28 protein-coding genes are annotated in these 25,851 nt (G+C 50.3%); 7 read left to right on the top strand and 21 right to left on the bottom strand.

Going from position 1 to position 25,851, the window contains the following annotated elements; genetic code table 11:
- Positions 1-10: 10 nt before the first annotated feature.
- The gene (locus AACT35_RS02300) at positions 11-436 is read left to right on the top strand and encodes a secondary thiamine-phosphate synthase enzyme YjbQ (RefSeq protein WP_099238686.1); all 426 of its coding nucleotides are present in this window, start codon (positions 11-13) and stop codon (positions 434-436) included.
- Here AACT35_RS02300 and AACT35_RS02295 read toward each other — a convergent pair.
- Together AACT35_RS02295 and AACT35_RS02290 are read right to left on the bottom strand one after the other, a co-directional pair.
- Complete coding sequence (locus tag AACT35_RS02295; RefSeq protein WP_099238684.1) at positions 421-963, bottom strand: pyridoxamine 5'-phosphate oxidase family protein; 543 nt, start codon at positions 961-963, stop codon at positions 421-423. The two genes, AACT35_RS02300 and AACT35_RS02295, sit on opposite strands and share 16 nt — an antisense overlap.
- Positions 964-2,256, bottom strand: a complete 1,293-nt coding sequence (locus AACT35_RS02290) for a M16 family metallopeptidase (RefSeq protein ID WP_173867226.1) — start codon at positions 2,254-2,256, stop codon at positions 964-966.
- Positions 2,257-2,461: 205 nt separating this feature from the next.
- Here AACT35_RS02290 and AACT35_RS02285 point away from each other — a divergent pair, with 205 nt between their 5' ends.
- Entirely contained in the window at positions 2,462-2,791 is a 330-nt protein-coding gene (locus tag AACT35_RS02285) for a Mo-dependent nitrogenase C-terminal domain-containing protein (protein ID WP_099238682.1), read from the top strand.
- A gap of 206 nt (positions 2,792-2,997) precedes the next feature.
- The gene (locus AACT35_RS02280) at positions 2,998-3,522 is read left to right on the top strand and encodes a phosphate-starvation-inducible PsiE family protein (protein WP_012308088.1); all 525 of its coding nucleotides are present in this window, start codon (positions 2,998-3,000) and stop codon (positions 3,520-3,522) included.
- 68 nt (positions 3,523-3,590) lie between these two features.
- Here AACT35_RS02280 and yqeK read toward each other — a convergent pair whose 3' ends face one another.
- Entirely contained in the window at positions 3,591-4,187 is a 597-nt protein-coding gene (gene yqeK / locus AACT35_RS02275) for a bis(5'-nucleosyl)-tetraphosphatase (symmetrical) YqeK (protein WP_099238680.1), read from the bottom strand.
- 87 nt (positions 4,188-4,274) lie between these two features.
- On the opposite strand from yqeK, the gene AACT35_RS02270 reads away from it, so the two are divergent.
- The gene (locus tag AACT35_RS02270; protein ID WP_173867225.1) at positions 4,275-5,978 is read left to right on the top strand and encodes a transglutaminase domain-containing protein; all 1,704 of its coding nucleotides are present in this window, start codon (positions 4,275-4,277) and stop codon (positions 5,976-5,978) included.
- A gap of 20 nt (positions 5,979-5,998) precedes the next feature.
- Here AACT35_RS02270 and alr read toward each other — a convergent pair whose 3' ends face one another.
- Positions 5,999-7,183, bottom strand: a complete 1,185-nt coding sequence (alr, locus tag AACT35_RS02265) for an alanine racemase (protein WP_173867224.1) — start codon at positions 7,181-7,183, stop codon at positions 5,999-6,001.
- Between the two features lie 187 nt (positions 7,184-7,370).
- Positions 7,371-10,619 carry a carbamoyl-phosphate synthase large subunit gene (gene carB, locus AACT35_RS02260; protein ID WP_099238678.1) on the bottom strand — a complete coding sequence of 1,083 codons (3,249 nt, stop codon included), beginning with the start codon at positions 10,617-10,619 and terminating at the stop codon, positions 7,371-7,373.
- A 255-nt stretch (positions 10,620-10,874) separates the two neighbouring features.
- On the opposite strand from carB, the gene argH reads away from it, so the two are divergent.
- Complete coding sequence (argH, locus tag AACT35_RS02255) at positions 10,875-12,266, top strand: argininosuccinate lyase (RefSeq protein WP_099238676.1); 1,392 nt, start codon at positions 10,875-10,877, stop codon at positions 12,264-12,266.
- 88 nt (positions 12,267-12,354) lie between these two features.
- Here the strand turns inward: argH and AACT35_RS02250 are convergent, their stop codons facing one another.
- The 7 genes from AACT35_RS02250 to AACT35_RS02220 all read right to left on the bottom strand — a co-directional run bounded on the left by AACT35_RS02250 (position 12,355) and on the right by AACT35_RS02220 (position 16,078).
- Positions 12,355-12,738, bottom strand: a complete 384-nt coding sequence (locus AACT35_RS02250; protein WP_254047981.1) for a type II toxin-antitoxin system death-on-curing family toxin — start codon at positions 12,736-12,738, stop codon at positions 12,355-12,357.
- The gene (locus AACT35_RS02245) at positions 12,738-12,935 is read right to left on the bottom strand and encodes a hypothetical protein (RefSeq protein ID WP_030007637.1); all 198 of its coding nucleotides are present in this window, start codon (positions 12,933-12,935) and stop codon (positions 12,738-12,740) included. Before AACT35_RS02245 ends, AACT35_RS02250 begins: the two co-directional genes overlap by 1 nt.
- Positions 12,936-13,062: 127 nt before the next feature.
- Positions 13,063-13,476, bottom strand: coding sequence for a type II toxin-antitoxin system VapC family toxin (locus tag AACT35_RS02240; RefSeq protein WP_099238672.1), 414 nt, complete (start codon positions 13,474-13,476; stop codon positions 13,063-13,065).
- Complete coding sequence (locus AACT35_RS02235; protein WP_030007639.1) at positions 13,473-13,703, bottom strand: hypothetical protein; 231 nt, start codon at positions 13,701-13,703, stop codon at positions 13,473-13,475. The genes AACT35_RS02240 and AACT35_RS02235 overlap by 4 nt, the downstream gene beginning before the upstream one ends.
- Positions 13,704-13,857: 154 nt before the next feature.
- Complete coding sequence (locus AACT35_RS02230; protein ID WP_254047980.1) at positions 13,858-15,252, bottom strand: hypothetical protein; 1,395 nt, start codon at positions 15,250-15,252, stop codon at positions 13,858-13,860.
- Between the two features lie 70 nt (positions 15,253-15,322).
- A complete protein-coding gene (locus AACT35_RS02225; RefSeq protein ID WP_099238670.1) occupies positions 15,323-15,667 on the bottom strand; it encodes a hypothetical protein in 345 nt (114 codons plus the stop codon).
- 12 nt (positions 15,668-15,679) lie between these two features.
- Positions 15,680-16,078 carry an ABA4-like family protein gene (locus tag AACT35_RS02220; RefSeq protein ID WP_445267895.1) on the bottom strand — a complete coding sequence of 133 codons (399 nt, stop codon included), beginning with the start codon at positions 16,076-16,078 and terminating at the stop codon, positions 15,680-15,682.
- A gap of 222 nt (positions 16,079-16,300) precedes the next feature.
- Here AACT35_RS02220 and AACT35_RS02215 point away from each other — a divergent pair, with 222 nt between their 5' ends.
- Positions 16,301-16,663: a DUF1815 family protein gene (locus tag AACT35_RS02215; RefSeq protein ID WP_012308076.1), complete on the top strand. Its 363-nt coding sequence runs from the start codon at positions 16,301-16,303 to the stop codon at positions 16,661-16,663.
- 131 nt (positions 16,664-16,794) lie between these two features.
- On the opposite strand, the gene AACT35_RS02210 is transcribed toward AACT35_RS02215, so the two are convergent.
- From AACT35_RS02210 to chlP, 4 genes are all read right to left on the bottom strand, one after another.
- The gene (locus AACT35_RS02210) at positions 16,795-17,673 is read right to left on the bottom strand and encodes a phosphatidate cytidylyltransferase (RefSeq protein WP_030007643.1); all 879 of its coding nucleotides are present in this window, start codon (positions 17,671-17,673) and stop codon (positions 16,795-16,797) included.
- A 227-nt stretch (positions 17,674-17,900) separates the two neighbouring features.
- Complete coding sequence (gene cutA / locus AACT35_RS02205; RefSeq protein WP_099238666.1) at positions 17,901-18,224, bottom strand: divalent-cation tolerance protein CutA; 324 nt, start codon at positions 18,222-18,224, stop codon at positions 17,901-17,903.
- Positions 18,225-18,510: 286 nt separating this feature from the next.
- Positions 18,511-20,139 carry a sensor domain-containing diguanylate cyclase gene (locus tag AACT35_RS02200; RefSeq protein WP_099238664.1) on the bottom strand — a complete coding sequence of 543 codons (1,629 nt, stop codon included), beginning with the start codon at positions 20,137-20,139 and terminating at the stop codon, positions 18,511-18,513.
- A gap of 189 nt (positions 20,140-20,328) precedes the next feature.
- Positions 20,329-21,552 (bottom strand): geranylgeranyl reductase, encoded by a 1,224-nt coding sequence (gene chlP, locus AACT35_RS02195; protein WP_030007645.1) that lies wholly within the window; start codon positions 21,550-21,552, stop codon positions 20,329-20,331.
- Between the two features lie 21 nt (positions 21,553-21,573).
- On the opposite strand from chlP, the gene AACT35_RS02190 reads away from it, so the two are divergent.
- The gene (locus tag AACT35_RS02190) at positions 21,574-21,753 is read left to right on the top strand and encodes a hypothetical protein (protein ID WP_143596766.1); all 180 of its coding nucleotides are present in this window, start codon (positions 21,574-21,576) and stop codon (positions 21,751-21,753) included.
- Positions 21,754-21,765: 12 nt separating this feature from the next.
- Here AACT35_RS02190 and AACT35_RS02185 read toward each other — a convergent pair whose 3' ends face one another.
- The 5 genes from AACT35_RS02185 to AACT35_RS02165 all read right to left on the bottom strand — a co-directional run bounded on the left by AACT35_RS02185 (position 21,766) and on the right by AACT35_RS02165 (position 25,839).
- On the bottom strand, positions 21,766-22,497 hold the full coding sequence (locus AACT35_RS02185; protein ID WP_099238662.1) for a hypothetical protein: 732 nt from the start codon (positions 22,495-22,497) through the stop codon (positions 21,766-21,768).
- 87 nt (positions 22,498-22,584) lie between these two features.
- Entirely contained in the window at positions 22,585-23,724 is a 1,140-nt protein-coding gene (locus AACT35_RS02180; protein WP_099238660.1) for a glycosyltransferase family 4 protein, read from the bottom strand.
- Positions 23,725-23,812: 88 nt separating this feature from the next.
- Entirely contained in the window at positions 23,813-24,307 is a 495-nt protein-coding gene (scpB, locus tag AACT35_RS02175) for an SMC-Scp complex subunit ScpB (RefSeq protein ID WP_099238658.1), read from the bottom strand.
- Positions 24,308-24,354: 47 nt separating this feature from the next.
- Positions 24,355-24,957, bottom strand: coding sequence for a ribonuclease HII (locus AACT35_RS02170; protein ID WP_099238656.1), 603 nt, complete (start codon positions 24,955-24,957; stop codon positions 24,355-24,357).
- A gap of 3 nt (positions 24,958-24,960) precedes the next feature.
- A complete protein-coding gene (locus tag AACT35_RS02165) occupies positions 24,961-25,839 on the bottom strand; it encodes a tetratricopeptide repeat protein (RefSeq protein WP_099238654.1) in 879 nt (292 codons plus the stop codon).
- Positions 25,840-25,851 lie beyond the last annotated feature (12 nt).

Below are 25,851 nucleotides of genomic sequence, written 5' to 3'. Positions count from 1 at the left end.
ACTGCCCCCTATGCTGCACCAACATCAACGCGCCTTACAAATCCAAACCCAAGGAAAATCTCTCCACAAAATTACGGCCAAAATCGAGTCTTATGTGGCCGAATCGGGCATTAGAGAAGGATTATGTGTTGTATTTGTGCGCCATACTTCGGCTTCGTTAATCATTCAAGAGAATGCGGATCCGGATGTGTTGTTAGATTTAGAAAATTTCATGGCGAAATTGGTACCAGAGGATGGCCGTTCGTATATTCACAGCGCCGAAGGCCCCGATGATATGCCTGCCCATATTCGTTCAGTGCTAACCAAGACCTCTGAACAAATTCCCATTGCCAATGGTCGCTTGGTGTTGGGAACGTGGCAGGGCATTTATCTCTGGGAACACCGCAGTTATCGCCATACCAGGGAAGTGGTGGTGCATATTTACGGGGAAAAATAATCCTTGAGGCAGTCGAGATCTAACTGGACTTTGGTGTCAATCAGTTGCCCTTGGGATAACAGGCGATCGCCACTGACCCAGGCTTGCTGTACGGTGAATTGGTACATCCGCCGGGGGGAAGCTCCGAGGTAATCTGCGGCTTGTCGGGGTGTGGGTCGTTTGGCCCGCTGGTCGAATCGGCTTAAAACTTGTTGCAGGGGTTCTAATGCGGTTAATTCTGTGGCAATTCCTGCGAAAAAGGCGGCCTTAATGCGACGAGGATCATAAACTGTGACCATCGCCCGGCCTTGGTTCTGGTAAAGATTTTGGGAATGTTGGGCGGCGATCGCCGATGACCAATAGAGGTTTAAGCCCTGATCCCAAACGAAAAGTAACGGGCTACTCCAGGGCAAGCCAGTCGGCGAACAGGTGCTGAGGTTGCAGTAAATCTGCGTTTCGAGTAACTCTTTGACGAGGGCGATCGCCTCTGGATCGGTGGCTTTGGTTGTGTCTATCCAGCCGTTTTCTGCCGTTGCGAGTTGTGCCATTTAGGTGCCGGTTAAAGTGACGATACCGTAATGTTCCGGAGAAAGATATTGTCGCACTAAACGCTGGAGTGATTCAATCGTAAAGGCTTCGACCATCTGGGGATAGTGGTGGGCATAATCAAGGTTACCGAGGGTTTGGTAATAGCCGTAGAGCCCGGCCAACTGACTCGCGCTTTCCGTCGAAAAAATATGCTCATTACACAACATGCGTTTCGCCCGGCGTAGTTCAGCTTCCGTCACACATTGGGTCTGCAGATCAGCGAGGCGATCGCCAATCACCTGTTCCACATCGTCTAAATATTCTGGATCGAGCCAGGCCTGAATCGTAAATAAACTAGAATCCCGTTGCAAAGAGAAACCACTGTTAATATCCAGAACCCACTGGCGTTTTTCCCGCAGCTCTTGCACCAGCCAAGCGGAAGTTGTCCCGGCCAGGATCACCGACAGCAAATCTAGACCGACTGCGTCATTAAATTGTTCGACCCCCGTCCCCAGCCAACCGAAGATTAAGCGCGCCATTTCCACATTGGGCACTTGAATTTCATTGCGGCGAATCTCGATCAGAGGGGGTTCTGCCTCCACCTCAAAGGGGGGACATTCAGAGGGCACCTGAAAATCGCTAAAGTTGCTTTGAATGAGATCCAAGGCTTGGGCGACTTGAATATTACCAACCATGCTGATGATCAAGTTTTGGGGTTGATAATGGGTCCGGTGAAAACAGCGCATTTGGTTGGGGGTATAGCCACACAATTGTTCGGCATTGCCCAAAATCGAGCGGCCATAGGGGTGATTTTCGTACAGCAGACGGCTCAGGGCTTGGAAGGCGAGCCAGTCGGGATCATCTTGGCTGATGCTAATTTCTTCGAGTACTACCTGGCGTTCCCGGATAAATTCGGCGTCGGGAATGGTGGCATTGCGTAAAATATCGCTTAGATAGGGCAGGGTTTCTGGTAGGCGATCGCCTGTAGTGCTGAGGTAGAAATGGGCGTAATCGTAACTGGTGGCGGCATTACTCAGCCCACCGCAAGTTTCGACAATTTGATCAAACTCACCGGGACAGACTTGGTGCGATCCCTTAAAGATCATGTGCTCTAAAAAATGGGCCATTCCTTCCCATTCTGTCGGTTCGGCGATCGCCCCCGCTTTAACCCACACATCGGTGACCACCACAGGCGTCCCCGGCAAATATTGATGCACCACCTGGAGGCCATTGGGGAGCGTAAACAATTGCACCGGATCGGGTTGGAGAGAGTAGGGCAAGGGGATAACCGAGGCTAAACTTACCCCCATCATAACCGCTTCTTTTCTGGGGCTTAAAGGAACATGAACTTAGCTAAACAACAACTTTTTTTTGCGACGCCCCGATACAGGCTTTAGTTAAGCAGACATTATCAAACATAAACAAGATTTATATGATTTTAGGGTTTATATTCTTTGGGCTTATTACTAGACTGTAGAAGAACAAGGTTTTTCGCCTACTTCCCAAAAAATACTTGCCATGATTATTTTTTCCCGCCGACCCTCTCTCAAAAATCCCAATCAGCAACTGCGGTTTTTGCCCACGATATCTTTCGATCTGCTCCAACCCCTCCGTCAATGGCTCAATGGCCTAGAAATTTGTGATCCAGATCGCGCCCGATTGATTTGTCAACTGGTGCCCGCCCAGTGCCCCTTTGCACAAGAAATTTCCTTCGCTGGTCTGATTCACTTCAAAATTCCGCCACTGTGTAAGCTCAATCCCCTTTACGAAGAAGTCATCTACCTACGATTTAGAGCTCTTTGTTACCTCGCCGAAAAATGTCCGAGCGAAGTTTGTCGCTATTGCTAACGCTTTAGGTTGGCCAAATTGCCAATCTTGAAAGTCCAACTCTGGGTTTGCTCCTTAGGATGATGAACTGCCCCAGGATTTCTGAATAGTGAAGACGAGAAAAATCAATGGTCAAACTGAAACCAATCAGAGCGTATTCCACCTTATTTCGCTGCACGGCCCAAGCGACGCGGGTTCATCCAGCAACGTAGTTTTTAATTAATTTAATGCCAATGAAAACGCCTCAAACTTTTTCCCTCCCTTGGTACCGCTGGCTCAATAGCCAATATGTTGTGCGGTTGTTAGAAACGGTTCAAGATTTGATTGTGATTGGTCTGTGTGTTGGGCTGTTTAGCTTTATGGTGTTGCAACTGCGGGAGATGGTGCTTTCGTTGTTGCCGCCGCTGCAATTTCAGACGGTTACTTCTGATATTCTCTTTTTACTGATTTTGGTAGAGTTGTTTCGCTTGCTGATTATCTACCTGCAAGAACACCGGGTTTCTATCGGTGTGGCGGTGGAAGTGTCGATTGTTTCTGTGCTCCGAGAAATTATTGTACGCGGTGTTTTAGAAACGCCTTGGACACAGGTTTTGGTCGCTTGTATTTTTCTGTTGGTTTTAGGGGCGCTGTTGGTGATTCGGGTTTGGTTGCCGCCCACCTTTGACGGGATTGATCCGGAGCAAGTCGTCTCGCAGCGGCACCGTTCTCGGCGTCATCCCCAAGAAAAAGAGAATCATACGTTGATTTCCTAGGGAAGACGCGATCTGAACAGGTTTCAATGTCAGCTTGAGAACATGATCAGGGGCACCGGGTTGCGATTTTAAAGACTTGACTCGGTGCGATCGCCTTTAGTTTGTAGAGCCCAATTGCGAGTTAGGATCATCCGGGGATGGATGATTTTGTGCTGTTTAATGAGGTGTTTCAACATATAGTCACAGACCCCCGCCACCGCTCGATAAAGATTTTTTTCGCTCAATTGCCGCAGTTTTTGCAGTTTTTTACCATCACCCCGATTCGGTTCTAGGGCATCGGCCACGAAAATAATGCAGCTTAATTGATCCATGCCAGGGTGGCCGAGGGTGTGGTTGGCGATCGCCCTGAGGATCTGCGCATCCTGAATCCCAAACTCCGTCCGCGCCACAATTGCACTCACATCTGCATGGAGGAGGTGGGGCACATGGGCACAAATCGAATCAATCTCTAAACCGTGCTGTCGGGCGATTTGCAGCAATTTGGGTGGCGGAAAAAACTTAGCGAGATCATGTAATAATCCCGCCTGGGCCGCTTGGTCTGGGTCTGTTCCGTGGCGTTGGGCCAAGGCTTGGGCCATTTGTTCGACTCCAAGGATATGCTCTAGGCGATCGCGCGAAACATTGTCTTGCAACCAACTGATCACCTGTCTACGATCTAGCGTCATACAGCCCCCACTCCTCCGACGAAACATCAAGATCTTTGTACAAAACCCCCTAAATCTCCTTTATTAAACGATAACGAAACGAGTTTCATGGGTGATAATCCTAGTGAAGAATACAACCTACGACCGGAAATTGGGATTTTGAGTACTGCCACCCCGACAAACCACCGCACCATTCGCCCCATTTCAACCTATGCCCTCCACGGTGTGGCATTTCACGACGGCTATTTTTGGGCCATCGAAAATATCAATGGCTACCTGATGCGGATCGATCCCCAAACCGATGCAACACAAATTATCAATTCCCGCACTTGGTCGGCTTTTATCGGGGCGACGGGCCTCGCGATCCAAGACGAGATTCTTTGGTTTACCAGCGGCGATCGCCTTTATAAATGTGCCATGACCGATGGTCAATGGAATCCCGAACTCTTTACCCGATTTCCCGATACCGTCAATGGCGTCGCGATTTCTGGCAATAGCCTTTACGTTTCTTGCCAAAAACGGGGCGAAATTTTTATCTATGACGCCACCAATGGCCGCTCTATCACCAGCCTTTATGCCCCCGGTATTGGTGTTGAAAACCTTGTAATTCGCGGCGAGGATCTCTGGGTTTCCGATAGCCTCGAACAAACAGTTTATTGCCTGGAACGGGCCACTGGCGAAGTGAAATTCAGTCTACTGACCCCCTTTGAATCCCCCACAGGTCTGACATTCTACCCAAATCCGGAAGGAGGCCCAGACATTCTCTATGTCGCCTACGCTTCCCAAGAACCCTACATTCGCGATAATCCCAACGCCGACCCCAACTACGAACTCCAATACCGCGACGTTACTTTTCTGCATCCCCTCTATTTCCGCTACGACCCAGAGGAAAAATACGCCCTCTCCAATGGCTTTCTCCTGGAGATGAGCTACGTCGAAGAACTATCGCCCCTCGATCCCTTTGAATTACAGGATCTCGAATGGAAAATTGCCCTCCCCGCCGAAACCGATCGCCAGCAAGTCATTAGCATCGAACCCGTCGGCCTCCCCTTCACCATCGAAGAAAAAGAAGGCCAAAAAATCGCCGTCTTTAAATTTGACCAACTCAACGACCGACATCGCCATATCTTTGGCTGGCGGGCCATCCTCAAAGTGTGGGGCATTAAATATCAATTTACGCCGCCGGACTGCGAAAACCTCGCGCCGATTCCAGAAACACTCCAGGCACAATACCTAGTGGATAACGAAAATTTGGCCATGGCAACGGAGATTATCCAACGGGCCGCGACCGATGCCGTGGGGAGCGAAACCAACCTCCTCCGCCAAATGTACAATATCCGCAACTACGTTTATGACCATCTCTCCTATGGCATTAAGCCCCACATCGACACCCCAGATATCGCTCTCCGGCGGGGGGTCGGCTCCTGCGGTGAATATTTAGGCGTGCTTTTGGCTCTGTCTCGGCTCAACGGCATTGCTAGCCGGACGGTGGGTCGTTACAAATGTCCAGCCCACGCCCACCTGAGAAATCTCCCTCTCCAACCCGATTACAATCATGTCTGGATGGAATTTTATCTGCCGGGTTATGGTTGGCTACCGATGGAATCGAACCCCGATGATCTGTGCGAGGGAGGGCCATACCCAGCCCGCTTTTTCATGGGACTCGCTTGGTACCACGCAGAAATGGCGAAAGGCGTCCCCTTTGAAAAGTTATATCGCCAGGGGGAAATCGTCCCGAAGGAGCAAGTTTCCCTAGGGGATCTGGCCCTAAACCATGTGCGGTTTACGATCCTTGAGGAATTACAACCTTGATAGGGAGTTTGTGCGAACTTTTAGAGGTTGATCCGGGGCAGGCGATGCTTGAAACCGCAGAGAATTTCCCAAGAAATTGTCCCCAACTGATTCGCCCATTGGTCAACGGTTAGCTGTTGATCATTGTCTGTACCGATGAGTGTCACCACATCACCGACTTGGACGTCCGGAAGGTGGCTAACGTCGAGCATCAGTTGATCCATCGTGATGGCCCCAATTTGGGGAGCAAAGGCACCATTAACCAAGACTTTTAAGTTATTGGAGAGGCGACGGGGCACACCATCGGCGTAACCAATGCCCACCACGGCCGTTTTTGTGTCTGTGGCGGTAATAAAGCGGTGACCGTAGCTGACACCGGTATCGGGGGGCAAGGTTTTAAGTTGGGTGATGCGGGCTTTGACCTGGAGCACGGGTTTGAGGCGGACTTTAGGGCTTAGGTGGGACGCAGGATAGACACCGTAAATAGAAAGACCCAAGCGCACTAGATCGTAGTGGAGATCGCGGCTGTGGAGGGTGGCAGCGGAATTGCTGATGTGTTGTTTTGGGATCGGTATTCCCTGTTGTTCGAGCTTGGCGATCGCCGCTTGGAAGCGTTGGTGTTGCTGATCCATCGTCGTGGGGTCTGGGTCGTCAGCGGTGGCAAAGTGAGAGTAGATGCTGGCAATGTTGAGGTGCGGAGCTTGGTGAACCGCTGCAACGAAGGGTAGTGCTTCCTCCCAGCGGGTGCCGAGACGGGACATTCCGGTGTCGATTTTGAGGTGTACAGGAAGTATTTTCCCTAATCGGGCGAGGGTTTCATCAAAAATAGCCACCTGGGACAGGTTACAGAGGGTGGGTTGCAAATCCCAATGGGCGATCGCCTCAATTTCTTCGGTGGTATTGGTCGCCCCCAAAACGAGGATCGGCGCAGTAATCCCAGCTTCGCGTAGTTCGACCCCTTCCCCTAAGGTGGCGATCGCCAACCAACTGGCCCCCGCCTTGAGTACCGTTTCGGCGACCTTGACCGCACCATGGCCGTAGGCATCGGCTTTTACCACCGCCATCAATGCCGTTTGGGGCGCGAGAATGTCCTTGAGGGCACGGATATTAGCCGCCAGCGCTTGATGGTCAATTTCTACCCAGGCCCGTTGGCGAATCGCTTTAGAAAACTGATAATGACGGCACGCTTGGGACACGATATAGGATAGCTGTTCTCCATCTAACACAGGCGATCGCTCCAATTTTGATAAGAATTTTTTGCTTATTTTATCGAGTGTAGAGTCTAGGCTCGTATTTTGGGGCCACAAAAGCAGCAATTACGCTCCATGGAAACAGGCTGATTCCTCCAAACAGAAGTACAAAAAATCGCCCCTTGAATAAACGAGAGGCGATCGCAATTCAGAACTAGAAAAATTAAGCGTTGATGTATTCCTGGAGCGGTTTCACATCGAGGGGATGTTCCTGGAGAGACCGAATTGCTGCCACCGTGGCTCTAGCTCCTGCCAAAGTCGTGATAATCGGCAGTTTGTAATCGAGGGCTGTGCGACGAATCATCCGCCCATCGGCCTGGGATTCTTCCCCAGAGGGGGTGTTGATAATGAATTGAATCCAACCATTTTTCATCCAATCGACCACGTGGGGCCGTCCTTCATGGAGCTTTAGTACCAATTCCACATCTTCGATACCATTTTCCATTAGCACTTTGCGGGTGCCGGAAGTGGCGACAATACGAAATCCCAGTTCAATGAGATCTTTGACCACAGGCACGGCTGCTTCTTTATTACGGTCATTCATCGACACAAAAACCGTTCCCTCTGTGGCCAGTTCAACCCCAGCACCAATCTCCGCTTTAGCAAAGGCTTTACCGAAATCAACATCGATGCCCATCACTTCCCCGGTCGAGCGCATTTCGGGGCCGAGGAGAGTATCAGTACCTTCAAATTTGTTGAAGGGTAAAACGGCTTCTTTGACAGCAACATGCTTGGGTACGATTTCACCATCTACGCCCAATTCATCGAGGGTTTTACCAGACATCACCAAGGAGGCAATTTTCGCTAGGGGCCGTCCAGTGGCTTTAGAAACATAAGGCACAGTACGGGAGGCACGGGGATTCGCTTCGAGGATATAGACTTGATTATCCTTAACGGCGTACTGAATATTCATCAAGCCGACAACCTTCAGGGTTTGGGCCAATTTCACCGTCCATTCGCGGATAGTATTAATCACCTCATCGGGGAGGGAAGTGTGGGGGATTGAGCAGGCGGAGTCCCCGGAGTGGATCCCTGCTTCTTCGATGTGTTCCATAATGCCGCCGATGACAACTTTTCCGGTGTGGTCACAGAGGGCATCCACATCCACTTCGATCGCATTTTCGAGGAATTTATCCACGAGGATCGGGTGATCGGGTTCCACCTGGACGGCATATTTCATGTAGTGGTCGAGTTCTTCGTCGGAATAGACAATCTCCATCGCCCGTCCACCGAGGACATAGGAGGGGCGCACGACAACGGGGTAACCGACGCGATTGGCAATTTTTTGGGCTTCTTTGTAGTCGCGGGCAATGCCATTGGCAGGCTGGAGAATTTCAAGATCATGGAGGATTTTTTCAAAGCGTTCCCGATCTTCTGCCGTATCGATCGCATCGGGCTGGGTGCCCCAGATTTTTGTATCGACGGGACAGTCGCCTGTGTTGAGGTAATTGTCCAGGGGAACGGCTAACTTTAACGGGGTTTGGCCGCCGAATTGGATGATTACGCCTTCGGGGTTTTCGGCTTCAATGATGTTTAAAACGTCCTCTTTGGTGAGGGGTTCAAAGTAGAGGCGATCGCTGGTGTCGTAGTCCGTGGAAACGGTTTCGGGGTTGGAGTTCACCATAATCGTTTCGTAGCCTGCATCGCTGAGGGAAAACGCCGCATGGCAGCAGCAATAGTCAAATTCGATCCCCTGACCAATGCGGTTGGGGCCACCGCCGAGGATCATTGCTTTCGGTTTGTCGGAGGGGACAACCTCTGATTCGGTGCCGTCGTAGGTGGAGTAGTAGTAGGGGGTAAAAGCTTCAAATTCTGCCGCGCAAGTATCCACGAGTTTGTACACGGGCACAACGCCGAGGGACTTCCGGTAGTCACGCACCGCATCTTCGTTGGTTTTGGTGGCGTAGGCGATTTGGCGATCGCTGAACCCTTGTTGCTTAATCACCCGCATATCCGCCGCCGAAATTTCCGTCAGGGGCGTTTGTTTCATAAAGCGTTCCGTGACCAGCAATTCTGCCATTTTGTCGAGGAACCAGATATCAATCGCCGTCAAATCATGAATTTCTTCGACGGTCATCCCCAATTTCAACGCCTGATAAATAGTAAAAATCCGGTCGGGGTTTGGGGTTCTTAAACTTGTCGAAATATGGCTCAGACTAGGGAGGGTTTCTTGGCGATCGCAGCCAAAACCATAGCGGCCAGTTTCAAGGGAGCGTAACGCCTTTTGGAAAGACTCCTGAAAAGTGCGCCCGATCGCCATCGCTTCGCCCACGGATTTCATTTGGGTGGTGAGAATCGGTTCCGAACCGGGGAATTTCTCAAAGGCAAAGCGGGGAATCTTCGTGACCACATAGTCAATGGTCGGCTCAAAGGAAGCGGGAGTTTGCTTCGTGATGTCGTTGGGGATTTCATCGAGGGTGTAGCCCACCGCCAGCTTCGCCGCAAATTTGGCGATCGGGAAGCCCGTTGCCTTTGAAGCCAAGGCAGAAGAACGGGACACGCGGGGGTTCATCTCAATGACAATCACTTCGCCGTTGAGGGGGTTCACCGAAAACTGAATGTTGGAGCCACCCGTTTCGACACCAATTTCACGAATAATTTTCAGGGAATAATCCCGCAGTCGCTGGTATTCCTTATCCGTTAACGTTTGGGCTGGGGCTACCGTAATCGAATCCCCTGTATGTACCCCCATCGGGTCAATATTTTCAATGGAGCAAATAATCACGACGTTATCGGCGAGATCCCGCATCACCTCCAGTTCGTATTCTTTCCAACCGAGGAGGGATTTTTCCACGAGAATCTGGGATACGGGGGAGGCTTCTAAACCGGACTTGCAGATTTTTTCGTATTCTTCTTGGTTATAGGCGATGCCGCCGCCACTACCGCCCATGGTGAAGGCTGGCCGAATAATGAGGGGGTAACTACCGATTTCGATAGCGACTTCCCGTGCTTCTTCCATCGTGCTTGCAATGCCGGAAGGACAAACGGGGACACCGATCCGGGCCATGGCTTCTTTAAAGAGGTTGCGATCCTCGGCCATCTCAATCGCTTCTAATTTTGCACCGATCAGCTCGACGTTAAATTTTTCGAGGGTGCCGTTCTTCGCCAGGGACACCGCTGTGTTTAGGGCCGTTTGGCCGCCCATGGTGGGGAGCAGGGCATCGGGCCGTTCTTTCTCAATCACTTTAGCGACAATTTCAGGGGTGATTGGCTCAACGTAGGTGCGGTCGGCGGTTTCTGGATCCGTCATAATCGTGGCTGGGTTGGAGTTGACCAAGACCACTTCATAGCCTTCCTCCCGCAACGCCTTACAGGATTGGGTGCCGGAGTAGTCAAACTCACAGGCTTGTCCAATCACAATAGGGCCAGAACCAAGGATTAGAATTTTTTTGATATCGTCGCGGCGAGGCATAGGGCTACTACGTTCACTTTCGAAATTGTCTCAATCATTCTATCTGCTCTGATGCCGATTCTTAACGCGATCTGGGGCGGAACGACAAGCCAAGTTAGATTTAGCTGACATCCGTGGTTTTGTGGCGATCGCCTTGGGGAAAATATCGTCAGTTCCTCACCGCTTTGGGGAAGATCGGCGTTTAGGGGAATGGCTTGATGCCGTAAGATTTACCGAGAGAATTGATTGTGATTTCCTGCGAGGGCTAGTGCCGTTATGACAGAAGCTAAAAAAACCTGGAGCGATCGCTTTGATACATCGCTACATCCGGCGATCGCCGTGTTTAATGCCAGTATCGGCTTTGATATTGAACTGATCGAATATGACATTACGGGTTCAGTGGCCCATGCCCAGATGCTCGCCCACACTGGGATTATTTCCGCCGAAGAAGGTGAAACCCTCGTCCAAGGTTTAGAACAAGTCCGCCAGGAATATCGCGAGGGCAACTTTCACCCCGGCGTCGAAGATGAAGATGTCCATTTCGCGGTTGAGAAAAGATTGACGGCAATTGTTGGCGATGTGGGCAAAAAACTCCACACTGGGCGATCGCGCAATGATCAGGTAGGCACGGATATTCGTCTCTATCTGCGGGACAAAATTCGCGGCATTCAACAACAATTGCGAGACTTTCAACAGGTTTTATTGAATCACGCGGAAAACCATGTGGAAACTTTAATCCCCGGTTATACTCATCTACAACGGGCGCAACCAATTAGTTTGGCGCATCACTTGATGGCCTATTTTCAGATGGCCCAACGGGATTATGAACGTCTTGAAGATGTCTACAAGCGCACCAATACTTCTCCCCTTGGTTGTGGGGCATTAGCCGGAACAACATTTCCCATTGATCGCCATTTCAGCGCAAACCTTTTGGGCTTTGAGCGCCTATATCAAAATAGTCTCGATGGGGTTAGCGATCGCGATTTTGCGATTGAGTTTTCCGCCGCCGCCAGCTTGATCATGGTGCATCTGAGCCGCTTGTCGGAGGAAATGATTTTTTGGGCCTCGAAGGAATTTAGTTTTATTACCCTAAGAGACAGTTGCGCGACGGGGTCGAGCATTATGCCCCAAAAGAAAAACCCGGATATTCCGGAATTGGTGCGCGGGAAAACGGGCCGGGTTTTCGGGCATTTACAAGGATTACTGGTGCTGATGAAAGGACTGCCCCTCGCCTATAACAAGGATCTCCAGGACGACAAGGAAGGCCTTTTTGATACCGTTAAAACGGTGCAGGGTTGTCTTGAAGCGATGACCATTTTGCTCGGTGAGGGGATCGAATTCCGCACCCAACGCCTTGAGGAAGCGGTGAATGAAGATTTCTCCAACGCGACCGATGTAGCAGATTATTTGGCAAGTAAAGGGGTGCCGTTCCGGGAAGCCTATAACCTCGTGGGCAAAGTGGTGAAAACCAGTCTTGCCGCTGACAAATTGCTCAAGGATTTGACGCTGGACGAATGGCAAGCACTGCATCCTGTCTTTGAAGAAGATATCTATCAGGCGATCGCCCCCCAGCAAGTCGTAGCAGCCCGTAATAGTTATGGAGGCACAGGATTTGAGCAGGTGAAAAAGGCGATCGCCGAAGCCCAAAATCTTCTGACCAATTCCTAGCATTTCGCTGGAGGGGGTATCGAGAGGATACTCCCTTTGTAATGGATTTGTAATGGATAGTGGCGATCGTTATTGCACTAATGATTTGTTAGCGAGCTATAGTGTTTCCTCTCAACCATTCTACTAATGCTTCTCGTCCTAGCTCACCCGATGCGATCGCCAACACCACATATTCTTGTTCGTCCACAGAGGCGTTAATTTCCATACCATTCAGGACAAGAAAAGTTTCCATCACAGCATGACCTGTACGTTTGTTTCCATCGACGAATGGATGATTCATGATGATCGAAAATCCTAGTGCTGTGGCTTTTTCAAACAAACTTGAGTATAGATCTTCTCCACTAAACGTCATACGAGGTTGGGCGATCGCCGACTCCAACAAGCCTAAATCTCGAATGCCAAATGCCCCACCGGATTGCTCAATGACTCTGTGGTGTAATGCCAGTACCTCAATTAACGTCAGAAAACGCACTATGCTAACCGCTGATACAACTCAGTATTTTTTGTGAGAACATAATCGGCTGCATCAACAAACCCCGTTTTTTGAGAATTAAGCCAATCCTCTAGGCTTGCCTTCAGTAAAACTTCAATCTCAATCCCATGCATGGTTGCTAAATCTTGCAGCTTTTGGAATTGGGTATCTGAAAGGTCAAGGGTAATAGAAGCCACGGCGATCGCCCTCCTCATATTTTTGTGCTAAGTCTAGCATCGACTCCAAACATTTAAGGATATCGAGAGAGTATTCCCTTAGTGATGGATGGTGGCGATCGCCCCGACTAACCTAACCACCATTTTGCTACCTGACTTGCTGCAACAACTCTTGAATGGATAAAACGGATATGGGTGAATTCAAAAAACCTTGAGAGTCACGGGTCACAATTGCTTCTAATCCTTGGTTGACGGCGCTAAAGATTTGAACAGCGTCTTCAAAATCAGCCAAGCCAGAATTAAAAGCTGATTCCAGAACGTTTCGATCAACTGGACAAATCATCATGGCAGTCAGTATTTCTGAGACTACTTGCCGCGCTTGCTCAACATTACGAGTATGTCTGCGTGAGATATAAAAAATGTCTGTTAGTGTTGTTGCTGTGACATAGCCAACAATCTCACCTACATCAATTGCCTGAAACAGCAGTTCTGCATCCTGGAAAAATGGCTCTCGTTGCAGTAAAAAATCTAAAATAATATTGGTATCAACTAAGACTTTCACTGAAGATACTTCTCCGCCCGTCTCTCTTCCAGCATCACTGCCACTTCGTCATCTGTTGGCGCGGGTTGTTCTGTTTTTAACAATCCTTTCATTCGCCGAATTGCCCTAGAGCGGTCTGCTTGAACAGCGGTCGTATCTTGTAAGGACTCAACGATAGCGGCGATTAGCGCGAGGCGATCGCTAGGTGGCAACTTGAAGATTTGCGCTTTTAGTTCTTGTGACAACATAGATCACTCCCAGGTTCAACGGGATTTCCCATTCAGTATGAGTGATCCTATTCTGAATGACCAAGGTGATGCTCGGTGCTTTGCCGGAGATTTCGATCTGGCGATCGCCCCTCAACAGATGATTACTGCCTTGATTTGCTGAATCTCTAAAAACTTATCCAACTGTTTTCCAAAGCCAAAAGCCAACGCCAAGCAATAGAGCAATTCCAGCAATCCACGCAAACTTCTTCCAATTTGAAGCAGGCTTCACCGGGGGAGTGGGTTCGACTTGAAATTTTGGCGTATTGAGATGTGAAAGTAGATTTTCCGGCGTGGCAATATTCTGAAAAATCTTCGTGACCCCAGGCCAAACATAATCGGTATTGTAGGCATTTGGGCCATCTTTAACGCCGCCAAAATCCTTGAACAAAGCATCGTCATAATATTGCGTCGAAGTCACCGCTTGATTATGAAAGGCAACCAGGGGCGGCTCGTTTTCTGGATTGGAATAGGAAAAATAAATCGCCTTATTTTCACTGGCGATCGCCTCATAATTAGAAGTAGCTTGTCCTCGCATCGGATCAACCCACTGGCTGGGCGGCACCAAGGTATCAGAACCCCCATGTAAGATGGCTACGGGCTGCTTTAGATCTGGCCCCGTATCCTGAATCAAAATCGGGGCTGCCGTAAAAGGAGACCGGAACAACTTCAAGATCCAAATCGCAATTTTGGGGATGCCCATTTCTGTACTGGCAGCGGGATCGGCTGTGACGATTTGCTTCGGGAAAAAGCGATTGCTAGGCGAATCTTTCAACGCCGCAGGGAGACTCAAGGCAATCAATCCCCCCAGAGAATGACCAAAGGCAAAGGTCTCTAAGCTTTCCTGATTCCAGTGGGCATAGCGTTCTTGGGTCGTTAAATATTCCCAAGCATCTTCCGGGAGGGCGATCGCATTACTCAGCCATTCCGTTGGTGAATGCACTAGGCTCAAACCTACCGTAGACAAAAGATGAATCAAATTTTTCCCATACTCCCGCCGAAACCAGCTACACACAGTCAGCAGCAAAATAATCACGACCAAGGCCCAAGCCACGCGGCGCAAGTCTCCCGTCGTAAAGGCAGATAGGCCACGGCTTAAACCCGTATCATTCCGTTCGTAAATTTCTGAAAATAGAGGGTGAATATCTTCTGTTGCTAAGGTCTTCTGGGCTGACTTCTGAGTTTGCGTCGCAGCAGCTAGCCATTGCTGAATATGGGGCTGAGATTGTCGGGGTGGCGTTGGCGTTTGGGGTGCTGTATTCGGATAAAAACTCCGCTGAAAATCAGGAAAAAAGACAACGTATCCCTGCTTTACCAACTCAACCAGATGGGCCTCATAAAAAGAAGGCATACAGAGGGCAAACCCATGGAGATAAAGAATGGCATTCAGCTTTGTGCCAGGATTTGAGGCTGACTCTGGGACATACACGCGAATAAACGTCCCGTCTGCATGGCTGCCGCCCTGGTACACATAATATTCCCCCTCCGGCACATGCTCGCACATCCAAGATTCAGAAGCCGCCAGTGACATAGCTTGTAGATCCCCCTAATGAGATGGTGTAAACGCAGATTTATATAATGTTTTGGCGCTAGTCATACTTTTAACGCTTTTCCTCAGTTTTGTGGTTGAGTTTATAATCAGCCGCTGGCCAAATTTTATTAATCTCATCGGCCTGGTGCTGGGCATTAAATCCCTCCCAGATAATGCTATTCACATCCACTTCTTGGGTAAATTCCGTTGCCGTAGAATCTTCCCAACCCAAATGTCTCAGGGAACCTGGAGGGCAGGTAAAATCTTGGCGCACTGAGAGGTTTAAACTGCTGGTTCTCCAGAGGGCATATTCCCCCGGAATGAATAAGTAAGGCGCTGTCCCTAAACGAGCTGTGTAGTCCGCAACGGTTGCTGCAATTTTGTCGGTAGAAAGGGCGAGGTGTAGTTTCTTCATCGCTATTTATTTTTAAGATTCTGGGGCATCGGTCGCCGCGACCTTACTTTGGTTTCGCCAAATACCAGTGATCCCAGCCGTCACAATATGAGACAACAACCCAGCCGGCCCCGCAAAAAGACATAGGGCGAGGGAATGGCGGGTAAAAATGCCTTTTTCTAACCCCTGTTGATAAATCCAGCGCCCGACAAACAAATCCATCACGAGAAAATGCGTCCAGCCAGTGGCCATCACCGGCGGTAACGAAAATAAAGCCGCTAAATCACCCAAGGTGGGATTTGACCAGATTGCAGCTTGGTCTGGATCGAGGGAAAGGGCGAACAAACCGACATATACAACGGCCAGAATTCCAAAGGGCACCAGGGAATCCATGAGTTTTTGGGTGCCTTGCCATTGGGGGGCAATGATCATTAATCCCCAAAAGGGCAATACAAATAAGTTTGTAATATTAAATACAATGTCTAAGTTTTCTAACGTCATATTACTGATAAGTAACGGTATAGACAGGGTTTGCGGCCCATTTGGGTATGATAACCGTAGCGTATCAATCTTGCTGACTTTACACGGTAAATTTAAATCTTAAAAAAGTATTAATAAGGTTTAGAATAGGTGTGTCACTATGGAGACAATAAGGTGTTTATTCGACTGGCTCAACAACATCGTGATTTCGTAAAAGACCTCGTCATGAGTCTACAGGCCCTGGCGATCGCCCTTGAGAACCGTGGTTACCTCGCGTCCTGCTATACCTGCGGCACCGAACTCAATAGCGCTTCCTTTATGGTGAGTCTAGGCGAAAATCATCTCATTCGTTTTCTCGTTTCCGATTACGGCATCACCTGGACAGAAATGCGTGATGAGCGGGAGCTGATGAAGCTAGAAGGCGCAGAAGCGATCAGCCAACTCCAGGAGCTCGCCAACATGATCAAGTACGAGCGGGAACTGCCCAAAGAATTTTCTTACCAGCGTCCTGAATCTGACTCTTTGGTCACCCTCTAGGCTCTGGTTCAATTGCTTCGTCTAGAAACGATTTTTTAATTTCTCCTCAATTTTCGGACTGACTGCCATGGATCTCCCGAATGGGTGGAGATCTCTTTTGCTTGGCGACTCATATTTTTAAGGGTTGCTGTTTAGGAGCCAAAAATCGGCAGAAAAATGGTCACAAACAGATAAACAACTGGCGCAGTAAAGACATAGCTATCGGTGCGGTCGAGGATGCCGCCGTGGCCCGGAATCAACTGTCCAGAATCCTTAAAGCCCGCATCCCGTTTCATGATGGATTCGGTTAAATCTCCGAGCAGGGTGGTGACGCTAATGAGCAGCCCCAGGAGTGCGCCTGTAATGGGCCACCATGACCAATCCAAATACCAAGCACCGGCGATCGCCACGAAGATAGTCCCCAAGGCTCCAAATACAGCCCCTTCGACGGTCTTTTTGGGGCTAATGGCCGAGAGTTTCGTTTTTCCTAGCCATTTGCCCATGAAGTAAGCCCCAATGTCGGCGGCCCAAATACAAACCATCACGACAAAGGTCAACTTGAGAGCCTGGGGCAAATTAAACCACTCTCCCCAGGAAGCCGGAAGATAGCCATAGAAGGGTAAGTTACTCACGGCTTCCGTTTCTGCGAGGCTGCCCATCCTCAGTCGTACCCAGTAGCTGGGCATATAACCGCCGTAAAAGAGTCCCAAAATTGAGGTGGAGAGATCGGCAATGGTTGCCATTTTGGGCTGGAATAGAAGATAAAAGCAGATAAACGTCCCGGCGAGGGGAAAAAGGGCGTCAGCAAGGCTCGGACTCAAGGTCGCAATCACAAGCAACAATTGAGACACGACTAGAGTGGTTTTTACCGCTGGTGCTAATCCCTTTGCCCGAACCATCCGGAAGTATTCCTGTTGGCCGAGAAAGACGAGGATGCCCATTCCCAAGGTAAAGTACCATCCCCCCAAGACAATGAGGGTCAAGGCCAGGGCGATCGCCACTACACCACTAATGATTCGCGACAAAGACATAAAACTGCAAGCTCACGGCTGGGGGCTTCAATAAAAGAATTAAAGCGGGTTCCCCAGGGTTGTTAAAGAAAATTTTATCAAACGTTAACAAGATTCACGGTACAGACGCGATGAATTCACCCGGTGGGCGCGTCCCTAGTGTTTCCTGTGACGAAGTACAGTACCCAAAAAATGCTAACACAACTCCTTTGGTCGCGGCTAAAGACCATGGCCTAGAAGTGATTTAGTTAGGCATGCTCGGAGGTGACATTGGCATCGATCCAATGGCCATAGGCGGTTTCTACTTGATCAAGGGCGATCACGTAAATGGCGGGCAGTTCATAGGGGTGGTGGGCTTTGATCGCGGTTTCTAAAGCAGCATATTGGGCCGCAGTGGTCTTAAACAGGAGTCGAAATTCTGGTTCCTGCTGTAGTTGGCCTTCCCAATAATAAAAGCTTTCAACTTCACTAATGTGGATACAAGCCGCGAGACGGAGATCCATAATTTGTTTGGCGATCGCCTGGGCTTCCTGGCGACTGCTGACGGTGGTAACGGCCATGAGATATTGCATCGACTTGATGAATCAACGAATGCTAAAATTCAAATCTAAGCGGATTTAACGACAAAGGGTTGAAATCCCGCCCCTTGGGGCGTAATTAATGCTCTATAATCATATCGTTGACACGGCAACGGATAGCGAAAACCAAGCTAAACACATACAAAGTATTTTTTGTAACCGTGATTTTTGTCCCCGGGAACCGGGGAGTCCGCCTATCGCCAGAATATAAGACTCGCTATTCCTCGGAATAGAAAGCTATTCTTTGGGTAGGAAGCCTCGCTGCTTGCGGCGGGGTAGTTCACACGGCCTTCCAACGGATATAGCGGCGCTTGCCAGCCTGTTTAGCCTGATAAAGCGCTTTATCCGCGAAGTCTAAAACCAGCAACACATCTTCATGGTCAATGGGCCAGATTGCTAAACCGATGCTCGTGCCAATTTCGACGGTATGGTGACTCAGTTCAAAGGGCTGGGTTAGGGCGAATAAAACTTTTTGGGCAATGATCCTCGCAATATTTTCAGCTTGCGCCATGGGCAGAGGCAATAACAATAAAAACTCATCGCCCCCAAGTCGAACCCCGGCTTGGCCAACCCGCAATTCCATACGCAACCGATTGGCCACCGCTTTTAAAAGCTCATCCCCCACGCCGTGGCCGTGGTGATCATTGACCTGCTTAAACCCATCAAGATCGAGGGCCAGCACTGCCAGGGCTTGATCATTGGGAATCGCCCCTTCTGGGTAATCCGCGAGAAACAACCGTAAACCTTCACGATTGGTAAGACCTGTAAGGGGGTCACGGCGGGAGGCTTGTTCTGCCAACTGCCGAGCTTTTTTTTGCTGTTCGCCTTCGTACTGGAGGTGGCGGATGGTTTGCTCTACGGTCTGGATCTCATCTGGGGCACGATACCGAGAAGAAATAGGCGTTTCTGGTGTAGACCATGCCTGCTGGCTCATGCGACTCAGACGGCGCAAGGGACGACTCAGCCAACCGGATAAATACCAAATCCCCACAATGGATAAACTACCAATCAGCAAGGAATACACCCAGATATTGCGGGCTAAGCTGCGGGCTGGGGCGAGGGCGATCGCCTCTGGTTGTCTGGCCACCGTAAACCAACCTAAACCAGGGTAATTTTGATAACCTTGGGTGCGACGAATATCCGTTAAATAACGGGTGCCGCCGGGCCAACGCAACACGAGGGAACGGGATTCACCTGGGGCGAGCTCCTCAAGGGGCAAAAAACCCATCAATGTTCCATCACTCCATTCCTCTGGGCCAAGCAGTTTATTTCCCTCAGCAGAAATGATGAAGAGTTCTTTTTGCCTTTCCCCAGCGATGGGCTCCATTAAAGTTGACTGGGTATTATCGGCCCATTCCCAGCTTAAGTGGGCGGCGAGGACTCCCTGGAACACCCCATCAATGCTCTCGACTGGTATTGCAATATCGACAAATTGAATTGGTTCTCCGTTGGGTAAACGGGGGAATTTATTGGCCAATAACACTGCGTCATGGACATCCCCGATGAATTCCCCTTGGCGGCCCTCCTGAAAAACTGGGCGACTGGCAATGGACTGGCCTTCGAGGATTCGGTCGGTGGCAATGCTGACGGTTCCCTGGGGATCGAGAAAGCCGATCCAGGTAAACATAGGCACGAATTCTTGGGCTTGTTCCAAGAGCCGTCTGGCTTCAGGATCCCGTTGGCGATCGCCAAATACAGGAATCACCGCGAGGGTTTTGACTTCATTGAGCCTTGCCCACATTCGCAGATCCAGCAGACTCGCAAACTGACGATTAATGTCTCCCAGATGTTCGGCGGCGGCGGCTTTATTGCTAACAATCGCCTGTTGACCCACCAGGGCACTCACTAGCCCCCCCACAAACAATAGGGCAAATCCATAGAAAATAGTGAGACGTTGCCGATAATTCATCTCGTAGCAAAGCGATCAATGCACCCTAAATGATAATGCTAGGGGATGCTGTTGTTTAGCCTAGGGACACCAAAGATAGAAATCAAGGTTTACTTGTTTTTTATTTACAACAAAAAATAGGGGGTCATAAAAATGCTCCCCCCGAAAAGTCAACTATTTAATCTGTTAATTTGAGATCCACAGGCACAACTAGGGTGCTAATGCATTACCCCGCAGCAGACTACCAATGGTTTTCGCGGTAATCTTCATCTGCTTGAGAGGATTAGCGGGGACGACGGTCTTGTACAGATAGCTGTCAAAGGTGAGCTTCTGCACATCGATGTCAGCACACATTTCCACAAAGGCTTCGCGGGTGGCATCGGAACGGTAGAAAACCCGCTGGAGAATGTCCAGGACGAGGTAAGTCGCACCGTACTGCTTATCCCAACGCTTCAGGTATTGCTTGAGATCAGCTTCGGTGGGAACGCGCTGACCATTGTTAGAAGCTTCGACGATCACCTCGGCACACATCCGTGCTGATTTAGCCGCAAAGTAAATGCCTTCACCGGAGGACTTGGTGACAGTACCGGCTGCATCACCAACGAGGGCGACACGACCAACAACGCGCCGGGGTCTGGGGTGTTCGGGAATGGGGTGGGCTTCTACTTTGATGATTTCACCACCTTCGAGGCGTTTCGCCGCGCGGGCCCGGATGCCAGCTTGTAATTGCTTGATTTTGGCTTGGTTGACTTTCATGGTGCCTGTCCCGACAGCCACGTGGTCATATTTCGGGAAGACCCAAGCGTAGAAGTCAGGGGAGACATCGTCACCGACGTACATTTCGGCCAGTTCTTCGTAGTAGGCCATTTTGTCTTCGGGGAGACGGATTCGCTCTTGGAAGGCGATCGCATAGTTATAATCACCAGCATCGATGGCTTTGGCAACACGGGAGTTGGCCCCATCAGCACCAATCACCAGATCCACTTTCAGGGTTTTCATTTCCCCTTTCACTTCGCCGTTGGAGTGGTCGGAGTAGTGGAGAACGTAGGGATCGGTATTGTTGTTGGGAATTTCAAGCTTAAATACGGTGCCATTGATCAGCGTTGCGCCGAGGTCAGCGGCTCGGTTGCGCATGAAGCTATCCATCACTTCGCGGCGACACATCCCGATGTATTCGTCGTCCTTGAGGGTTTGACCAATGTTGACTTCGATATTGGAAGGGGAAATCATCTTCATTTTCCGCACACGACGGTCGATGATCTCTGGGGGTAAGTCAAATTCGTCAACCATACAGAGGGGAATCGCCCCACCGCAGGGTTTGGCATTGTCCAGTTTGCGCTCGAAAATGTAGGTTTCGATGCCAGCTTTAGCTAAGATTTCGGCGGCGGAAGAACCGGCTGGCCCTCCTCCCACAACAGCGACCCGTAGTACCAAGGCTTTGCTCCTCGTCTCGTGATGAACTATACGTTGGGCATGGTATCACGGACTATCTGGGGCGTGCAGGCGATCGCCAAGGTTTCAGAAAATCTCGCAATAGACCTTAACAAGTTTGTTAAAAAAGTTAATGTTGATCGCCCTAAAAGCAATCTTGATCCTAGGGAATCCTCTATCTTGGTGCTCTGGTTGCCCCGTTGAAAAATTTAGGATTTAAAAATTTGGGGTTTCTTGGGCGTCTTGGGGGAGTTTACGGCCTGTCACCCGAAAAGCAGCCACAAGGGTCGAGAGGGCGATCGCCCCCAGAGCAAAGGCATTTAGTCCTACCATGATCCTTGGCCCCCAGATCCGCCGCTGTAGATCCTGTAAAAAGGCTTGGTGGGAGCCGGCAAAAATTAAGATCCCCTCAACGCTGTGGGTAACTTCACCTTTTTGGGGGCCAGTGACCCGCGTAAATTCTTCTTTTTCGCCAATAATCACCACCTGTTGCCGAGGATTGAGAAAACGTAGATTTCGGTCTAGGGGCCAATTGCGCACTTTATAGGCGTCATCGTCCATGGCAATCTGAGCATCATCGAGATCGAACAGAATCCTTTGGGGCGTCCAAAGACCATTGTCATCTACATAGGCCAGATATTCATTGTTTCGACCCCGCACCGGGTTATCAGGGCTGGCCACCGCCACCACCGCCACAGGTTGACCTGCTTCAATTTCCCGGAGAGTTGCCAAGGTCGTAATCGGTGGTAAATCAGCAGTGAATTGTAAGGTTTGCTTTGCTTGGTAAGCCCCTAGTAAATTAGCGCCCAAGAGGAGAATCAAAACACCAATTGCGGGCAAAAAACGCTGGGCAAAATTTTTAAACGTTTTGAAGCGCGGCAGACCGACCCGAAACAAACCAAAGGCGATCGCCATCACCCCACAGAAAATCAGAAGATTAATAAACATTGCAATCGAAACCACCTGCAATCACAGCTAAATGCCTTTAGGGTAGCGGCAAACGCTTTTTGGGGCTAAAAATGTCGGCAGTCTGGCCTAGGCAGCTAGGGAGAGGGGCTTACTTTTTTCTAAAATTTGCTGGTAGTAACTCTGTAATTGTGCCGTTGCTGCGGCCCAACCCCATTTTTCCGCTTCCTGGCGGGCTTGTACCCGGAGCATTTCCCGTTGGGTTGCATCCATCGCGAGGAGTTTTTGGGTTGCTTTTACGGCTCCGTCAGGATCTTGGGGGTCAAACATATAACCATTTTCGCCATCGGTGACGATATCAGGAATGCCACCGGAATTAGCTGCCACCACCGGACAACCCGCCGCCATCGCTTCGAGGAGGACTAAGCCAAGGGTTTCTGTGCGAGACGGGAACACAAAAGCATCAGCAGAAGCAAAAGCAGACGCCAGTTCTAAACCCTGCAGATAACCGACAAAGTGGGTATTAGTGCCCGCAAAATGGGCTTCTAGTTCAGCGCGGTAGGGGCCATCGCCAACGATCGCCAAGCGCGATCCAGGGATCGCTTCGAGGACGGGTTTAATTTGATCAATTTGTTTCTCCGCAGACACCCGCCCAACATAGAGCAGTAAGGGCGCTTCCGGGTGTCCCTGGGAAAGGCGATCGCGCATCTTGTCAGACTTTAAACTGGGCTGGAACATCTCTGTATCTACGCCCCGCTGCCACAGATCCAGGTTTTTAATGCCATGGCTGCGGAGTTCTTCGACCATTGCTGTGGAGGTACAGAGGTTTAGCTCTGCCTGGTTATGGGCCGCTTTGAGGAGTTCCCAGAGCAAGCCTTCGAGGGCACCGAGGCCGTAATGCTGGAGATATTGGGGCAGGTGAGTATGGTAGGAGGCGATCAGGGGAATGTGGAGTTTTTTCGCGAAGAAAATCCCCCCCAAGCCAAGGATTGCGGGGTTGACCACATGAATGAGATCCGGCTGAAATTCCTCTAGGGCACGGCCCACCGAAGGCCCAGGAAATGCCATTTTTAGTTCGGGATATAAGGGAAGAGGATTGCCTTTAACGCCGTAGACCACGGCTCCTTTGTGTTCCCGTAGGCCACCGTCGGGACAAAATACCATTACTTGATCTCCGCTGCGTTGGAGATGATCTACGGTGTGGCGCAGTCTGGTGACAATCCCATCGACTTTCGGCAAAAAGGTTTCGGTAAACAGAGCTATACGCATGGCGATCGCAAACGAAGAAAATAGTTTGTCTGTAGGGTATCAGACGGGGTGACATTTCTTGACAATGGATCGCGGTTTTAAGGGGAGATTAAGGGGTTTCTGGAATGTTGGGGGATAGCCCTAGATCCTCAGCATCAAATTCAAAGTATTGGTGAAATTTAGCACTCACCTCAAGCCAATAGGAGCGCCCCTCTTGCTGCCGTCGCCGTTTAATAAAGCCCTGGGCCAGCAGATCCTGGATGTGTTGGTAGGCACCACTACCCCGCAATTCGATCAGTTCCGTTTGCAAAATTGGTGATTTTAAGGCGATCGCCGCCAGGGTTCTTTGGGCACCAATGCTTAACTCTGTGGGGATGAGATTCGTCACGAGCGCTTGAAAGCTTTCCCGCAGTTGCAGGCTAAATCCGGTGGGGGTTTCTACCACTTCAAGGGCGCTGTCCCGGTGGGCATAATCATCCATCAATTCCAAAAGGGCATCGGCCACCAGGTGCCGGGGTTGTCCAGCGGTATCGGCCAATTCTTCCAGGCTCAGGGGTTGGGCTTTGATGTAGAGAATCGCCTCTAGGGTCGTCGCAAGCTTCATGGGGGCAGATCAAACGGGGTGGGGTTTAGCCTCCCACTGTATCGGCTTTATTCCTGCTCCGGCAAGAGTTCGAGCTGTTGGGACGGCGGCTGAATTTTAAAACTTTGGCGGTGGTGGGGCGTTAGTCCGTATTGCCAAATGGCTTGGCGATGTTTTTGGGTGCCATAGCCTTTGTTATTGGCTAAATCATATTCAGGATAATGCTCTGCCAATTGAATAATGTCTTGATCCCGTTGCACTTTAGCGAGGATACTGGCGGCGGCGATCGCCTTTATCTTACTGTCCCCTTGAATAATCGCCTGTTGGGGGTAAGGCAGTCGGGGAATAGTTTGGCGGCCATCAACAAAAATTTCCGTGGGTTTAATCTGTAATTTTTCAACAGCACGGGTCATCGCGAGAAACGTCGCCTGCAAAATATTAAGCTGGTCAATTTCGGCCACCGACGCCGAGGCGATCGCCCAGTCCGTTACCAGAGCCTGAATTTGGGGTACGAGGGTTTCTCGCCGTTTGGCCGACAGCTTTTTACTATCAGTAACGCCCAGCTCCCCCAGGGCTTGTTCTTGGATTGTATTAACCACCACCACCGCGGCCACCACCGGCCCAAACAAACAGCCCCGGCCCACTTCATCAACGCCCGCCAGTAAAACCATGGTCTAGGCTTGGGTGGGCTGAGCTAACTGTTGGAGATTTTCCCAAGAAGCTAAGGAGCGTAGCGGTGTAAAACAGGGAGCCGTTTCTGCTTGGGGGAAATAGGTCAGCGGGTCGAGGGCGATCGCCTTTTCTAAACTCCGAAAAGCCCCTTGGTCATCACCGATCTGGGCCAAACAACGGGCTTGGGCATACCAAGTTTCTGCATCGTCGGGGGCATCAATTAGGGCTTGGGCAAAGGCGGCGATCGCCGCTGGGTAATTCCCCAAACTTGCGAGGGTGTTTCCCCGTTGGTACCAGGCCCAAAAATCATTGGGTTTCGCGTTGAGGGCTTGGTCGTAGCTGGCCAGGGCCGCTTCTGGTTTTCCCCAGGCTTGGAGGGCATCGCCTCGACGATACCAACACCAATAATCTCCAGGGCGAAATTCGAGGGCACGGTCATAGGCAGCCACAGCACGATCTTGACGGCCCAGGAGTCGCCAACATTCCCCTTGACGATAAATCGCCCAATAGTCGTTGGGTTGGGCGGCGAGGGCTTTTTCAAAACAGGCGATCGCCTGGGTGTAAACCTGGAGGACTTCCATGTAGAGGCAACCCTGGTCATACCAAGACCAATAGTTTTCTGGGCCAATGGCACAGGCCCGTTGGTAGGCGGCGATCGCCTCATCCACATGGCCTAATTTTTCGTGGGCCATCGCCAGGTGATACCGGGCCCAATAGTCGTTGGGATAATATTCCAAGGCGCGATGATAGCAGAGCAACGCTTCATCGACATTGCCTTCGAGCCAGCGGAGTTGTCCTTGCTGATACCAACCTCTGTAACTGTCGGGACGGCATTCTAGGGGGCGATAGGTTGTGCGGGCTACGGTGAGTAAGTCTTCCATCCCAGGCGGTAA

The sequence above is a fragment of the Synechococcus sp. BDU 130192 genome (assembly GCF_963876085.1).
Taxonomy (GTDB): Bacteria; Cyanobacteriota; Cyanobacteriia; order Cyanobacteriales; family MRBY01; genus MRBY01.
This window is presented reverse-complemented; position numbering and strand designations above follow the sequence as displayed.

Bases quoted from the DNA above. Each gene is read 5' to 3' on its own strand.
- AACT35_RS02200 (WP_099238664.1), bottom strand. From the start codon at position 20,139: ATGAATTATCGGCAACGTCTCACTATTTTCTATGGATTTGCCCTATTG.
- AACT35_RS02190 (WP_143596766.1), top strand. From the start codon at position 21,574: ATGAACTATACGTTGGGCATGGTATCACGGACTATCTGGGGCGTGCAG.
- yqeK (WP_099238680.1), bottom strand. From the start codon at position 4,187: ATGACGCTAGATCGTAGACAGGTGATCAGTTGGTTGCAAGACAATGTT.
- AACT35_RS02290 (WP_173867226.1), bottom strand. From the start codon at position 2,256: ATGATGGGGGTAAGTTTAGCCTCGGTTATCCCCTTGCCCTACTCTCTC.
- cutA (WP_099238666.1), bottom strand. From the start codon at position 18,224: ATGCAATATCTCATGGCCGTTACCACCGTCAGCAGTCGCCAGGAAGCC.
- AACT35_RS02295 (WP_099238684.1), bottom strand. From the start codon at position 963: ATGGCACAACTCGCAACGGCAGAAAACGGCTGGATAGACACAACCAAA.
- scpB (WP_099238658.1), bottom strand. From the start codon at position 24,307: ATGAAGCTTGCGACGACCCTAGAGGCGATTCTCTACATCAAAGCCCAA.
- AACT35_RS02285 (WP_099238682.1), top strand. From the start codon at position 2,462: ATGATTATTTTTTCCCGCCGACCCTCTCTCAAAAATCCCAATCAGCAA.
- AACT35_RS02270 (WP_173867225.1), top strand. From the start codon at position 4,275: ATGGGTGATAATCCTAGTGAAGAATACAACCTACGACCGGAAATTGGG.
- AACT35_RS02300 (WP_099238686.1), top strand. From the start codon at position 11: ATGCTGCACCAACATCAACGCGCCTTACAAATCCAAACCCAAGGAAAA.
- AACT35_RS02280 (WP_012308088.1), top strand. From the start codon at position 2,998: ATGCCAATGAAAACGCCTCAAACTTTTTCCCTCCCTTGGTACCGCTGG.
- AACT35_RS02165 (WP_099238654.1), bottom strand. From the start codon at position 25,839: ATGGAAGACTTACTCACCGTAGCCCGCACAACCTATCGCCCCCTAGAA.
- AACT35_RS02230 (WP_254047980.1), bottom strand. From the start codon at position 15,252: ATGTCACTGGCGGCTTCTGAATCTTGGATGTGCGAGCATGTGCCGGAG.
- carB (WP_099238678.1), bottom strand. From the start codon at position 10,619: ATGCCTCGCCGCGACGATATCAAAAAAATTCTAATCCTTGGTTCTGGC.
- argH (WP_099238676.1), top strand. From the start codon at position 10,875: ATGACAGAAGCTAAAAAAACCTGGAGCGATCGCTTTGATACATCGCTA.
- AACT35_RS02220 (WP_445267895.1), bottom strand. From the start codon at position 16,078: ATGATCATTGCCCCCCAATGGCAAGGCACCCAAAAACTCATGGATTCC.
- AACT35_RS02170 (WP_099238656.1), bottom strand. From the start codon at position 24,957: ATGGTTTTACTGGCGGGCGTTGATGAAGTGGGCCGGGGCTGTTTGTTT.
- AACT35_RS02185 (WP_099238662.1), bottom strand. From the start codon at position 22,497: ATGTTTATTAATCTTCTGATTTTCTGTGGGGTGATGGCGATCGCCTTT.
- AACT35_RS02210 (WP_030007643.1), bottom strand. From the start codon at position 17,673: ATGTCTTTGTCGCGAATCATTAGTGGTGTAGTGGCGATCGCCCTGGCC.
- AACT35_RS02225 (WP_099238670.1), bottom strand. From the start codon at position 15,667: ATGAAGAAACTACACCTCGCCCTTTCTACCGACAAAATTGCAGCAACC.
- AACT35_RS02235 (WP_030007639.1), bottom strand. From the start codon at position 13,703: ATGTTGTCACAAGAACTAAAAGCGCAAATCTTCAAGTTGCCACCTAGC.
- AACT35_RS02180 (WP_099238660.1), bottom strand. From the start codon at position 23,724: ATGCGTATAGCTCTGTTTACCGAAACCTTTTTGCCGAAAGTCGATGGG.